General features: G+C 67.9%; 11 protein-coding genes. 8 read left to right on the forward strand and 3 right to left on the reverse strand.

Going from position 1 to position 12,955, the window contains the following annotated elements; all coding sequences use genetic code 11:
* Positions 1-683: 683 nt before the first annotated feature.
* Together D5084_RS10030 and D5084_RS10035 are read right to left on the reverse strand one after the other, a co-directional pair.
* Positions 684-2,054, reverse strand: a complete 1,371-nt coding sequence (locus tag D5084_RS10030) for an amidase (RefSeq protein ID WP_128515352.1) — start codon at positions 2,052-2,054, stop codon at positions 684-686.
* 507 nt (positions 2,055-2,561) lie between these two features.
* On the reverse strand, positions 2,562-3,347 hold the full coding sequence (locus tag D5084_RS10035; RefSeq protein WP_238382599.1) for a DODA-type extradiol aromatic ring-opening family dioxygenase: 786 nt from the start codon (positions 3,345-3,347) through the stop codon (positions 2,562-2,564).
* Positions 3,348-3,524: 177 nt separating this feature from the next.
* Here D5084_RS10035 and D5084_RS10040 point away from each other — a divergent pair, with 177 nt between their 5' ends.
* The 4 genes from D5084_RS10040 (at position 3,525) to D5084_RS10055 (ending at position 7,792) form a co-directional block, all read left to right on the forward strand.
* Positions 3,525-4,310, forward strand: coding sequence for a transporter substrate-binding domain-containing protein (locus D5084_RS10040; protein ID WP_128515354.1), 786 nt, complete (start codon positions 3,525-3,527; stop codon positions 4,308-4,310).
* 34 nt (positions 4,311-4,344) lie between these two features.
* On the forward strand, positions 4,345-5,139 hold the full coding sequence (locus D5084_RS10045; RefSeq protein WP_128515355.1) for an amino acid ABC transporter permease: 795 nt from the start codon (positions 4,345-4,347) through the stop codon (positions 5,137-5,139).
* A 166-nt stretch (positions 5,140-5,305) separates the two neighbouring features.
* A complete protein-coding gene (locus D5084_RS10050) occupies positions 5,306-7,315 on the forward strand; it encodes a M3 family metallopeptidase (protein ID WP_128515356.1) in 2,010 nt (669 codons plus the stop codon).
* A gap of 9 nt (positions 7,316-7,324) precedes the next feature.
* Complete coding sequence (locus tag D5084_RS10055; RefSeq protein ID WP_238382600.1) at positions 7,325-7,792, forward strand: MgtC/SapB family protein; 468 nt, start codon at positions 7,325-7,327, stop codon at positions 7,790-7,792.
* On the opposite strand, the gene D5084_RS10060 is transcribed toward D5084_RS10055, so the two are convergent.
* Positions 7,789-8,745: a GlxA family transcriptional regulator gene (locus D5084_RS10060; RefSeq protein WP_128515357.1), complete on the reverse strand. Its 957-nt coding sequence runs from the start codon at positions 8,743-8,745 to the stop codon at positions 7,789-7,791. The genes D5084_RS10055 and D5084_RS10060 overlap by 4 nt on opposite strands.
* A 74-nt stretch (positions 8,746-8,819) precedes the next feature.
* Here D5084_RS10060 and bcoG point away from each other — a divergent pair, with 74 nt between their 5' ends.
* From bcoG to D5084_RS10080, 4 genes are read left to right on the forward strand one after another with little or no spacing between them, the layout of a single operon-like run.
* Positions 8,820-9,734, forward strand: coding sequence for a 3-dehydrocarnitine:acetyl-CoA trimethylamine transferase BcoG (bcoG, locus tag D5084_RS10065; RefSeq protein ID WP_128515358.1), 915 nt, complete (start codon positions 8,820-8,822; stop codon positions 9,732-9,734).
* A 4-nt stretch (positions 9,735-9,738) separates the two neighbouring features.
* The gene (locus D5084_RS10070) at positions 9,739-10,089 is read left to right on the forward strand and encodes a hypothetical protein (RefSeq protein ID WP_128515359.1); all 351 of its coding nucleotides are present in this window, start codon (positions 9,739-9,741) and stop codon (positions 10,087-10,089) included.
* On the forward strand, positions 10,086-11,564 hold the full coding sequence (locus D5084_RS10075; protein ID WP_128515360.1) for a carnitine 3-dehydrogenase: 1,479 nt from the start codon (positions 10,086-10,088) through the stop codon (positions 11,562-11,564). The genes D5084_RS10070 and D5084_RS10075 overlap by 4 nt, the downstream gene beginning before the upstream one ends.
* A gap of 4 nt (positions 11,565-11,568) precedes the next feature.
* Entirely contained in the window at positions 11,569-12,732 is a 1,164-nt protein-coding gene (locus D5084_RS10080) for an acyl-CoA dehydrogenase family protein (protein ID WP_128515361.1), read from the forward strand.
* Positions 12,733-12,955 lie beyond the last annotated feature (223 nt).

Consider the following 12,955-nt stretch of genomic DNA (forward strand, 5'->3'; position numbering starts at 1 on the left):
CCATCCAGATGCAACCCCCGCCGATCCATCCCAAACCCCATCCCAACCTCAGCTGTTGCGCTCCATTCTAGAGGTGAAGTTGTGTTAGGGTTTCTGGGAGCGGCCCCCCACCCCCGGCCCCTCCCCACGGAGGGGGAGGGGAGGTGCCTGGGAGGGCGGTGACGCGGATGAGGTCCGCCGCCCCGCCCGGTGCGGAGGGCGGTTGCCTCTGGCGGCGATATTCGGAGAAGGGAAAGCGCGAGGCGTGAGATTGGCTTGCGGGCCTGCGTGCGCTGGATCGGGTTCCGAGGTCCTGAATGGCGCTGCAAGTGGTTCGTCCGGGGGCGCTGCCGACCTTGATCCGGTTCGACCCCTGTCTTGCGCAGGGTCTTTGCGGCAGGGCCCGCGACATCACGGAATCGGGGGCGGTGTTCTCGACCGGATCGGCACGCTGCGGCAAGAGGTCAGGTCCCGTTCCGGGGCGCTGTCGGATGTCGGTCGCGTTTCCGATCGGGCATCTGGCGGATCGGTGCTGTCGGCAATCCGTATCCTGTCGGGACCGATCCTCCCCGGGCTTGGGATCGCGGCACGTCCGGTGGCGCGGCTGATGCTTCGGCTTCGGGCCATGAAAGACGGCAGGGGGCAGGCGTTCGACAGGCAGTCCAGGTCGAGTGTGGATCGGTCATGGTGCGCTGTAGCGCACCCTACGATACAGCCGGGATTTCGGGGGCGAGGAGGTCGGCCAGGTCAAGGAGGATGTCCTCGCGGCCGCGGTCGGCGAGGGCCTGGATGCCGAGGGGGTGGGTGGCCGTGCGGCCCGTGGTCACGGCAAGGCCGGGGAGGCCCATGAACGGGGGCGCGATCTGGGGCATCTGCGCCTCGATCACCTGGGCGAAGGCTTCGGGGCTGGAGGTGTCGTGGTGGTCGGGGAAGGGGAGTCGCCCCGAGACCGGGGTCAGAAGGACCGGCCAGTCGGCGAAGAAGCCGCGCCAGAGGCGGGCGAGGCGGGCGCGGGACTGGAGCGCGCGCATGAAGCTTTCCAGCGTGGGCGCGGGGGCGAGTTTGGTCAGTTCGCGGTGGACGAAGCTGGCGTCGGGGTCGGCTTCGCGGGCGATGGCCTCTGCCCCGCCCAAGCCGAATTCGGAGAGCCAGAGGGTGAGTTGCAGCTCCATCGCCTCGCGGAAGGGGGGCAGGGTGGGGGTGCCGATCTCCCAGCCTTGGGCCTGAAGGGTGTTGGCGGCTTCGGTGAGAGCGGTCTGGATCGCGGGGTCAGTCGGCAGGCCGTCGGGGCAAAGGGCGAGGGCGGCGCGTCTGGGGTAGGGCGCGGGGGTGTAGCGCGTGTGCCAGGGATCGCGCGGGTCGGGCTGCGCGAGGGCCCGCAGGCCGAGGCGCAGGTCGGCGGCAGAGCGTGCGAGCGGGCCGGAGGTGGCCATCAGTTGCCCGCCGATCAGCCGGTCGCCGGCGGTGGCGTTGAAGGCCGGGACGGTCCCCAGGCCGGGGCGCAGGCCGTGGATGCCGCAGGCGTAGGCGGGATAGCGGATGGAGCCTGCGATGTCGGTGCCGTGGGCGAGAGGGCCGAGGCCTGCGGCAACGGCAGCGGCGGCGCCACCGGAGGAGCCGCCGGGGGTGAGGGCGGGGAAGGCGGGGTTCTTCGTGGCTCCGTGCAGCGAGTTGCGGGTGAACCAGCGCAAGGAGAAGGCGGGGGTGTTGGTGCGGCCGACGATAACGGCCCCGGCGCGGCGGAGATTGGCGACGGGCGGGCTGTCCTGTGTGGCGATGAGGCCGGACTGGATGCGCAGGCCGTTGGTGGTGGCCTGGCCTGCCTGGTCGATGTTGACCTTCACGGTGACAGGGATCCCGGCGAGGGGGCCGGGATCTTCGCCACGGGCAAGCCTGGCGTCGATGGCGCGGGCCTCGGCCAGGGCCTCATCGTCCATCCGCTGGACGATGGCATTGAGGCCGGGGTTCAGCCGGTCGATGCGGGCGAGGGTGGCTTTCGTCGCCTCTTCTGCGGAAAGCTGGCGGCTGCGGATGAGGTGGCAGAGGGCAGTGGCGGCAAGGGTCGCGGGGTCCATCCGGGGCTCCTTTTCCGGGCAGGGTGGACCGGATCCTGTGGCTTGGGAAGGGGGTTGGGCGGATCGCCCCATGCCAGTGCTGTTCGGATGCGGGGTTTCCTGCCGGAGGCGTTGGAGCGAGGGGTTTCACACCCCTCGCGCTCCCCGTGGAGTATTTGCCGAAAAGAGCAAGGGAGGATCGGGGGCGCGGGGCCGATGGGGCCGCTGACGGGACCTGACGGCCGAGGCGGCGGTCCCACGCTGGCGGCAAGGAGAGGACCGCCCCTGCAGAACAGCAACCGGATTTCCCATCACAGGGCGCATTGCCTGATGTCCGGATAGGGTATTCGCGATCCGGAGGGCGTCACGGACGTTCTCAAGGCACTTCGCCCGGTTTCCGACGAGGGTGACAGGATCTACCGGGCGCGGCGCGATCTGCGCTTGCTCAAGGGATTTCCATTGAGGTTAAGCCCGGCCTTCGGCGGACGCCCGGGCAACCGGGAACGGGAGGCGGGCCATGACTTGCGGTCAGCCGATCCGGTAGCTGGACGCCGTCACCCCGCCGAAGAGGCCGGTGTCATGGTAGACCCTTTGCGCGGGTTCGTCCTCGGCGGCACCGAGAGCGACGAAGAGCGGGACGAAATGGTCTTCCTTTCGGTGGCAGACCCGCGCGTAGGGGGCCTGTTCCCAGTGGATCAGGCGGTTCGTGCGATCCTGCGGGGATGCGGCCATCGTCTCGGCCAGCCAGGCGTCGAAGGCTTCGGAGGGGACCTTCGCGCCGGGGCCGAAAAGGCGCAGGTTGTGGTAGGACAGGCCGGAGCCGATGATCAGCACGCCTTCGTCGCGCAAGGGCGCCAAAGCCCGGCCAAGGGCGAAGTGGTCGTGCGGAGAATAGCCCTTGCGCAGCGAGACCTGGAACAGGGGCACGTCCGCCCTGGGATACATGATGTAGGCAGGAACGAAGGTGCCGTGGTCATAGCCCCGTTCCGGGTCGAGCCGCACGGGAAGGCCGGCGGCGGCGATCAGATCGGCGGCGCGTCGCGCGAGGGAGGGGGCACCGGGGGCCTTGTACTGGATCTGGAAGGTCTCGGGCGGGAAGCCGCTGTAATCGTAGACCATGGGCGGGTTCGGCGAGGACATGACGGCGAAGCTGTCGTCCTCCCAGTGGCCCGAGATCATCAGGATGGCCTCGGGGCGTTCGGGCAGGTCCTTGACCATCTGGACGAAGCTGGCTTCGAGCCTGTGGAACATCGCGCGCCAGTCGGGCATCCAGGGCCAGGGGCCGCCGCCGTGGCTGATGAAAAAGGTGGGCATCCGGGGCATGACGGGCTCCATCGTCGGGTGTGTCAAGGATGGGCGATCGGCGGCCATCGCGCAATTCTGCCGGGGTGGCGGCGGCAAGTGCGCTGGCGCACAGATGCGGCGGCGCTTGCATCGGCTTGGGACAATGGCATAGTCGTTCCCTGACCCATGAGCCCCGGAGACTGACCGATGAAACTGACTGCTGCTGCCCTGCTTGGCCTTGCTGCCCTGACCCTGCCTGCCCTGGCCCAGGATCTGCCGGACCTCGGGGGCCGCGAGGTCGTGGTGGTGACCGAGAACGCCTATCCGCCGCTGCAGTTCCTGGACAAGTCGGGCGCGGCGGTGGGCTGGGAATACGACGCGATGGCCGAGATCGCCAAGCGGCTGAACATCAAGGTGAAATACGAGAACACCTCGTGGGACGCGATGATTCCGGCGGTGTCGGAGGGCCAGTACGACATCGGCATGACCGGGATCACCATCAAGGACGAGCGCAAGGAGAAGGTGGATTTCAGCGACCCCTACATGCGGTCGGAGATGCTGATGATCGTGCGGGGTGACGAGGAGCGGTTCACCGATGCGGCGTCCTTCGCGGCGAACCCGGAACTGCTGGTTTCGGCGCAGCCCGGGACCTCGCCCTTCTATGCGGCGGTCTATGACATCCTGGACGGCAACGAGGAGAATCCCCGGATCATCAAGTTCGAGACCTTCGGCGCGGGGCTCGAGGCGCTGAAGGCGGGCGACGTGGACCTGACGCTGTCGGATTCGACGGCGGCGAATGGATATGTGGCGGCGTCGAACGGGGGGCTGAAGATCATCGGCGAGCCGCTGGCGTCCGAGGATTTCGGCTTCATCTTCCCGAAAGGGTCGGACCTGGTGGCGCCGATCAACGCGGCGATTGCCTCGATGAAGGCGGACGGGACGCTGGACGGCCTGAACCAGAAGTGGTTCGTCGAGTACAAGATGGGCGAGTGAAAGGCGGCCCCCGGGGCGACCCGGGGGCGACCGGATGACCCCCAACGCCGAACCTGACCGTGACTTTCCCTGGTGGCTGGTGATCCTTGCGGTCGCCGGCCTTTGGCTTTTGTACAAGATGCTGGCCGACCCGTTCTATGCCGGGGCGCTGGCGGTGCTGTCCAAGGGGCTGGTGGTCACGCTGGCGGTGGCGGTGGTCGCCTATCTGGGCGCCTGCGCCATCGGGCTGGGGCTGGCGGTGATGGGGATGTCGAAGCATGTCGTCCTGCGGCAGATCGCACGGCTTTACATCGAGGTGATGCGCGGAGTGCCGATCATCGTGCTGCTGCTTTACGTCGCCTTCGTGCTGGTGCCGGGCGTGGTGGCGGGGGTCAATGCGCTGGTCGGCGAGGACGTGCTGCGGACCCGGGATGTGCCCCTGTTGTGGCGGGCCGTGCTGGCGCTGATGCTGGCCTATTCGGCCTTTCTGGCCGAGATCTTCCGCGCCGGGCTGCAAGCGGTGGACAAGGGCCAGATCGAGGCGGCGCAGGCCCTGGGGCTGAGCGGCTGGCAGCGGTTCCGCCATGTTCGATTTCCGCAAGCCTTTCGGTTGATCCTGCCGCCGTTGGGCAATGATTTTGTGGCAATGGTGAAAGATTCGAGCCTGGTGGCGGTGCTGGGAATCTCGGACGTGGCGCAGCTGGCCAAGGTTACAGCGGCGGGGAACTTCCGCTATTTCGAGACCTACAACGTGGCGGCCTTCCTTTATCTGGTCATGACGATCGGCCTGTCGCTTCTGTTGCGGCGGTTCGAGCATCGGATGCGTCAGCGCGGGCGGGACGGCAGTTGAGCGGAGCGGCATGCGCCGCAAGTCCCTTGTCTCGTCGTCGGGCTTCGCCTCCTCCTCGGTCGTCGGGGGCGCTTCGCCCCCCGAACCCCCCGAGAGTATTCGGGGAAAGGGCAAGGCTGGACCTTTGTCGGAGGCGCGCCTAGCTTCGGGGCAAAGGAGATCTGCGATGAACGTCCTGCTTGAGACCTGGGATACGCCATTCGGTCTGCCGCCCTTTGCGGCGATCCGGGACGAGGACTTCGGGCCGGCCTTCGACGAAGCGCTTGCCCGGGCGCGGGCGGCGATCCTGGCGATTGCCGAAGGGCCGGGGACGTCCTTTGCCGAGGTGATCGAGGCGCTGGAACTGGCGGAGGGCGATCTCGACCGGGTGGCGGGGGTGTTCTACAATCTGGCCGGGGCCGACTCGACCTCTGCGCGCGAGGCCCTGATGCGGGAGCTGGCGCCGAAGATGTCGGCGTTTTCCAGCGAAGTCACCAACAACAAGGCGCTTTGGGCCAAGATCGAGGGCCTGTGGCAGGGGCGCGAGGGCCTTGGGCTGTCGCCGGAGCAGGCCCGCGTGCTGGAGCTTTATCGGCAGATGTTCGTGCGGTCCGGCGCGGCGCTGGAGGGGGCGGCGGCCGAGCGGCTGACCGACGTGAAGGCGCGGCTGGCGGTGCTGGGGACGCAGTTTTCGCAGAACCTGCTGGCGGACGAGAGGTCCTGGCACATGGAGTTGTCGCAGGCCGATCTGGCCGCGCTGCCGGGGTTCGTGCAGGAGGCCGCAAGGGCCGCGGGCGCGGAAAAGGGGCTGGGGCCGGTCATCACGCTGAACCGCAGCCTGATCGTGCCCTTCCTGCAATTCTCGCCCAACCGGGACCTGCGCGCGCGGGCCTACGAGGCCTGGGTCGCGCGGGGCGCCAACGGGGGCCAGACCGACAACCGGGCGATTGCTGCGGAGATACTCGCGCTGCGGCACGAGCGGGCAACGCTGCTGGGCTACCCCGATTTCGCCGCCTACAAGCTGGAGCCGGAGATGGCGAAGACGCCGGCGGCGGTGCGCGATCTCTTGATGCGGGTGTGGGAGCCGGCGCGGGCCAAGGCGCTGGCGGATGCGGCCGTGCTGGAGGCGCTGCTGAGGGCGGACGGGTTCCCCGGGCCGCTGGAGCCCTGGGACTGGCGCTATTACAGCGAGAAGCGGCGGAAGGCGGAGCATGACCTGGATGAGGCGGCGCTGAAGCCCTACCTGTCGCTGGACGCGATGCTGGGGGCGATGTTCGACTGCGCGACGCGGCTTTTCGGGCTTGAGTTCCGCGAGATCGCGGGGCCGTTCTATCACCCGGACGTGCGGGGGTGGGAGGTCACTCGGAACGGCGCGCATGTGGCGGTCTTTCTGGGCGACTACTTTGCCCGGGGGTCGAAACGGTCGGGCGCCTGGTGTTCGGCGATGCGGTCGCAGCGCAAGCTGGGCGGGGAGCAGCGGCCGATCGTCGTGAACGTCTGCAATTTCGCCAAGGGGGAGCCGTGTCTTCTGTCCTGGGACGATGCGCGGACGTTGTTCCACGAATTCGGCCATGCGCTGCACCAGATGCTGTCGGATGTGACTTACGGGTTCATCAGCGGGACAAGCGTTGCGCGGGATTTCGTGGAGCTTCCGAGCCAGTTGTACGAGCATTGGCTGGAGGTGCCCTCGGTGCTGGAGGCTCATGCGCGGCACCATGAGACCGGCGAGCCGATGCCTGCCGACATGTTGCGGCGGCTGCTGGCGGCGGGAACCCATGACCAGGGCTTTGCCACGGTGGAGTTCGTGGCAAGCGCGCTGGTGGACCTGGAGTTCCATACCGGCACGCCCCCTGCGGATCCGATGCAGAAGCAGGCCGAGGTGCTGGAGGCGCTGGGGATGCCCCGGGCGATCCGCATGCGGCACGCCACGCCGCATTTCGCGCATGTGTTCAGTGGCGACGGCTATTCCAGCGGCTATTACAGCTATATGTGGTCGGAAGTGATGGATGCCGACGCTTTCGCGGCTTTCGAGGAGGCAGGCGATCCGTTCGATCCGGCAACGGCGGCCCGGCTGGAGCGGTTCATCCTGTCCGCCGGCGGGTCCGAGGAGGCCGAGGCGCTGTATATCAGGTTCCGGGGCAGGATGCCGGGGGTCGAGGCGTTGTTGAAGGGGCGGGGACTTCTGGACGCGGCATAGGAGCCGAATGTGGAGCAGTATCTGACCTGGAACTCCGAGCAGGCGCTGGGTCATCTGGTCGCGCTGGCTGTGGCATATCTGCTGGCCCTGCCAATCGGCTGGAATCGCGAACGAGAAGAGCGCAGCGCCGGTGTGCGGACCTTTCCCCTGGTGGCGATGGCGGCTTGCGGCTTCGTGATGATCGCCATCGGGGTATTAGGGGCGGGTTCCGAGCAGCACTCGCGGATCATCGAGGGGCTGATGACCGGGATCGGTTTCATTGGTGGCGGCGCAATCCTGAAGCAGGGAGACCGGGCCAAGGGAACGGCAACGGCGGCTAGTCTTTGGGCCACCGGAGCGATCGGCGCGGCGGTGGGCTATGGGCAACTGGACATCGCGGTGATCCTGAGCCTGGTCACCGTGCTGACGCTGGTCGTCATGGCCCCCTTGCGCAAAGTGGTGCAGGAGAGGGCTCCGCTGGACCGCGAAGAGGTTTAGCGCCGCAAGCTTCCGGGCGGCTGGCCGAAGCGGGCGCGGAAGGCCCGGGACAGGGTCGAGGGGCTGGAAAAGCCGGTGCGGAGGGCGACCTCGGCGATGGGGTGACGGGTGTCGGTCAGCATCCGGCGCGCGGCCTGGAGGCGCAGGTCGAGCGCGTGGGCGGCGGGGGTGGTGTTCAGCGCCTGGCGGAAGAGCGACTCCAGGCGGCGGGGGGAGAGGCCGACGGCCCTTGCGGTGGCGGCGGCGGGTTCGGGGGCGTCGATCCGCGCCTCCATCCTTGACAGGGCTGCGGCCACGCGGGGGTCGAGGGCGGGGTCCTGCGGGGCGATCTGGGGCTCGTGACCCGGGCGGTGGGTGGCCAGGAAGCTGGCGGCGACCTGGCGGGCCAGCGCGGCGCCGTGGCGGCTGCGGATCAGGTGCAGCATGAAGTCCTGCGCGGGGGCGGCGCCCGAGATCGTCACGCGGTTGCGGTCGATCACGAAGCGGTCGGGGACCACGTCGATATGGGGGTGCGCGGCGGCGAGGTCCTCCAGGTCCTCCCAATGCACGGTGGCGCGGTGGCCGTCGAGGAGGCCCGCACGGGCAAGGACCCAGGGGGCGGCGTCGATGCCTCCGACAAGCTGAAAGCGCGGGGCGATGCGGCGGAGGTCGCGGATCAGCGGGCGGGTCGCGACCTCGGCCAGGCGGTAGCCTGCGATGACGATGAGGGCGTCGGCGCCGCTGGCGTGGGCGAGGGGGCCGGAGGACGGAAGCTCGATGCCGCAGGTGAGGGGGACGGGGGCGCCGTCGGGGGAGACGACGCGCCAGCGGTAGGCCTCTGACCCAAGCTGGCGGTTGGCGTTGCGCAGGGGGTCGAGGGCGGAGGCGACCTCGAGGATCGAGGCCTGCGGCAGGACGAGGAGCGCGATGGTCAGCGGGTCGTCAGAGGGGTGGAAGATGGCACTTTCCGTCATCGGAATTTCGTAATGTGCAAAGCTCGGGCTGGCAAGCCGGCTATTGTGACGATCAAAGTCCGGGGAGGTCTGCGATGCCGCTGAACATGAACAAGGAAGTCTTCATCACCTGCGCCGTGACGGGGGCGGGGGGAACGCAGGACCGCAGCCCGCATGTGCCGCGGTCCCCCAAGCAGATCGCCGACAGCGCGATTGCGGCGGCGAAGGCAGGGGCGGCGGTGGTGCATTGCCATGTGCGCGACCCCGAGACGGGCAAGCCCAGCCGCAAGCTGGAGTATTACCGCGAGGTGACGGAGCGCATCCGCGACAGCGATACTGATGTGGTGCTGAACCTGACCGCCGGCATGGGCGGCGACATGTATTTCGACGGCACCGAGAAGATGACCGAGATGGCCGCGATTTCCGATATGTGCGGGGCCGAGGAGCGGGTGGCGCATATCGTCGAATGCCGCCCGGAGATCTGCACGCTGGACTGCGGCACGATGAATTTTGCCGAGGCCGATTATGTGATGGTGAACACTCCGGGGATGCTGCGCGACATGGCGCGGCGGATGACGGCGGCAGGGGTGCGGATCGAGATCGAGGCCTTCGACACGGGGCATCTGTGGCTGGCCAAGCAGCTGGTGTCCGAGGGCGTGATCCCCGAGCCGGTGCTGGTGCAGCTGTGCATGGGGGTGCCCTGGGGCGCGCCGGATGACCTGAACACCTTCATGGCGATGGTGAACAACGTGCCGCAGGGCTGGCATTTCAGCGCCTTCGGGCTGGGCCGCAACGAGATGGCCTATGTCGCGGCGGCGACACTTGCGGGCGGCAATGTCCGGGTCGGGCTGGAGGACAACCTCTGGCTGGAGAAGGGGGTGCTGGCGACCAACGCGCAACTGGTGGAGCGCGCGGCGACCATTGTCGAGAACCTGGGCGCGCGGGTGATTACCCCGGCCGAAGTGCGGGCGCGGCTGAAGCTGGAGAAGCGGGCTCCGGTGGCGAAGTAGGCCGATGCGGCGGCTTGGCGCGGCGGCGCGGCCCATCTTGGCGGGGACCTGCCTTCTGCTTTTCGTGGCCTGCGTCGCGGATGGGCAATGGTACACGCCGGCGGGTGTGCCGCTGGGCGAGGTCGATTGCACCAGTCCGGCCCCGCTGGAAGGACCGGCGGGGCGGGAGATCTGCCTCGCGCGGGTGATCGACGAAAGTCCCCAGGCAGTTGCGCGCTGTCGCAGGGACGGCGGTCGGACGGGGCCGGTCTCGATCGTCGACCGGCGCTTTGCCTGCAACTACCGCAAGCGGGACGATGGGTCCGTCAGCGGGTCGGATGACGGAAAGAAACAGGGAACGGGGGCGCGGCCATGAACCGGAAGGCGGCAATCATCGGGGGCGGAGTGATCGGCGGCGGCTGGGCGGCGCGGTTCCTGCTGAACGGCTGGGATGTGGGGGTGTTTGACCCCGACCCGGAGGCGGAGCGGAAGATTGCGGCGGTGCTGGCGAATGCCAGGGCAGCACTTCCGGCGCTGTCCGACGTGCCGATGCCTGCGGAGGGGAAGCTGATCTTTCACGGCACCATCGGCGAGGCGGTGGAGGGCGCGGACTATGTGCAGGAAAGCGTTTCGGAGCGGATCGAGCTGAAGCACAAGGTCTATGCCCAGTTGCAACAATCGAACCCCGGAGTGCTGATCGGGTCGTCCACAAGCGGGTTCAAGGCCAGTGATTTGCAGAAATCTGCGGTTGCGCCGGAGAACATCATCGTCGCGCATCCGTTCAACCCGGTCTATCTGCTGCCCCTGTCCGAGATCAGCGGCAGCCCGGCCAACCCGCCTGCGGTGGTGGAAAGGACCGTGCAGATCATGAAGGACATCGGGATGTTTCCGCTGGTGATCCGGCACGAGATCGACGCCTTCATCGGCAACCGGTTCCTGGAGGCGGTCTGGCGCGAGGCCTTGTGGATGCTGAAGGACGGCATCGCCACGACCGAGGAGATAGACGAGGCGATCCGCATGGGATTTGGCCTGCGCTGGGGGCAGATGGGGCTGTTCGAGACCTACCGCATTGCGGGCGGCGAGGCCGGGATGCGGCATTTCATGGCGCAGTTCGGCCCGGCGCTGAAATGGCCCTGGACCAGGCTGATGGACGTGCCCGAGTTCAACGACGAGCTGGTGGACCTGGTCGCCAGCCAGTCCGACGCGCAGTCGGGGATGTATGGCATCCGTGAACTTGAGCGGATCCGCGACCGCAACCTCGTGGGCTTCCTGCGGGCCTTGAAGGAACGCAACTGGGGCGCGGGGAAGGTGCTGCGCGAGCACGACGAACGCCGCGCGGCGGCCTTCCATGCCGAGATGGCGAAGGGGCTGGACACAGGGGCGAAGGCGGCCCCTCTTGTCATGTGGCAGGGGCAGGTCCTGCCGGGCTGGATCGACTACAACGGCCACATGACGGAAAGCCGCTATTACTTCTGCAACTCGGAGACGGTGGACAACTTCCTGCGGATGATCGGCGCGGGGATGGATTATGTGGCGGCGGGGCATTCGTACTACTCGGCCGAGACGCATATCCGCCACCTGGGCGAGGCGAAGCTGGGGGATCAGTTGCGCGGCGAGTTGCAGATCATCAACGCGGACGAGAAGCGGTTCCGGTCTTTCGTGCGGATCCTGAAGGGCGAGGCCTGCGTGGCGACGGTGGAGCAGTTGTGCCTGCATGTGGACATGAAGGCGGGCAAGACGGTGCCGGCCGCGCCCGAGGTCTGGGCGAAGCTGAAGGCTATCGCCGACGCCCATGCCGGGCTGCCGATGCCGGAGGGCGCGGGCCGGGCGGTCGGCCAGAAGAAGGAGTAGGGCGATGGATTTCGGGCTGACCGAAGAACAGCGGATGATCGTCGAGACGACGCGGGCCTTCGTCGAGGCGGAGCTTTACCCGCATGAGCAACAGGTGGAGCGGACCGGGGTCCTGCCGCTGGAGCTGATCCGCGAGATCCAGGCAAAGGCCATCGCGGCGGGGCTTTACGCGGCCAACATGCCGGTAGAGGTCGGGGGAGCGGGGCTGGATACCCTGTCCTGGCTGCTTTACGAGAAAGAGTTGGGCCGGGCGAATTATGCGCTGCACTGGACCTGCGTGGCGCGGCCGTCGAACATCCTTCTGGCGGGGAATGCCGACCAGCGCGAACGCTATCTGATGCCCTGCATCCGCGGCGAGACCTGGGATTGCCTGGCGATGACCGAACCCGGCGCGGGGTCGGACTTGCGGGGGATGAAGGCCAGCGCGCGACAGGATGGCGGCGACTGGGTGCTGAACGGGACCAAGCATTTCATCAGCCACGCCGACCTTGCGGGCTTTGCCATCGTCTTCATGGCGACGGGAGAGGAAGAGACTCCACGCGGCCCGAAGAAGCTGATCACGGCGTTTTTCGTGGACAAGGGCACCCCGGGGTTCACGGTGCGTGAGGGATACCGGAACGTGAGCCACCGGGGCTATACGAATTCGGTGCTGGAGTTCGACGACTGCCGGGTGCCCGCCGCCAACGTGCTGGGCGAAGTGCACAGGGGGTTCGAGGTGGCGAATTCCTGGCTGGGGGCGACGCGGTTGCAGGTGGCCTCGACCTGTCTGGGGCGGGCCGAGCGGGCGCTGGCGCTTGCCGTGGCCTATGCGGCGGAACGCAGGCAGTTCGGGCAGAAGATCGGCAAGTTCCAGGGGGTGTCCTTCAAGCTGGCCGACATGGCGATGGAGTTGAAGGCGGCGGAACTGCTGACGCGCGAGGCGGCCTGGAAATACGACCAGGGCACGGTGACGGACGGCGACATGGCGATGGCCAAGCTGAAGGCGACCGAGGTGCTGGCGATGGTCGCGGACGAAGCGATCCAGATCCATGGCGGGATGGGGCTGATGGACGAATTGCCGCTGGAGCGGATCTGGCGCGATGCCCGCGTGGAGCGGATCTGGGAGGGCACGTCCGAGATCCAGCGGCACATCATCAGCCGCGAATTGCTGAGGGCGGTCGGGGGGTGAGATGTCGGACCGGGGGCGCTTCGCCCCCCGGACCCCCCGAGGATATTTGTGGACAGATGAAAGGGTTTGTTAACCTTGGCCTGCAAGAGTGATCGGGCGGTACAGGCGGGGACGCCGATGACCGCGACAGGTGAAACCCTGCCTCGGTTCGCCGGGGCAGGGCGCCTTTCTTCCAATTTCATCTGTCTGCAAATATCCCGGGGGTCCGGGGGCAGCGCCCCCG

The organism is Tabrizicola thermarum (assembly GCF_003574395.1).
Taxonomy (GTDB): Bacteria; Pseudomonadota; Alphaproteobacteria; order Rhodobacterales; family Rhodobacteraceae; genus Tabrizicola; species Tabrizicola thermarum.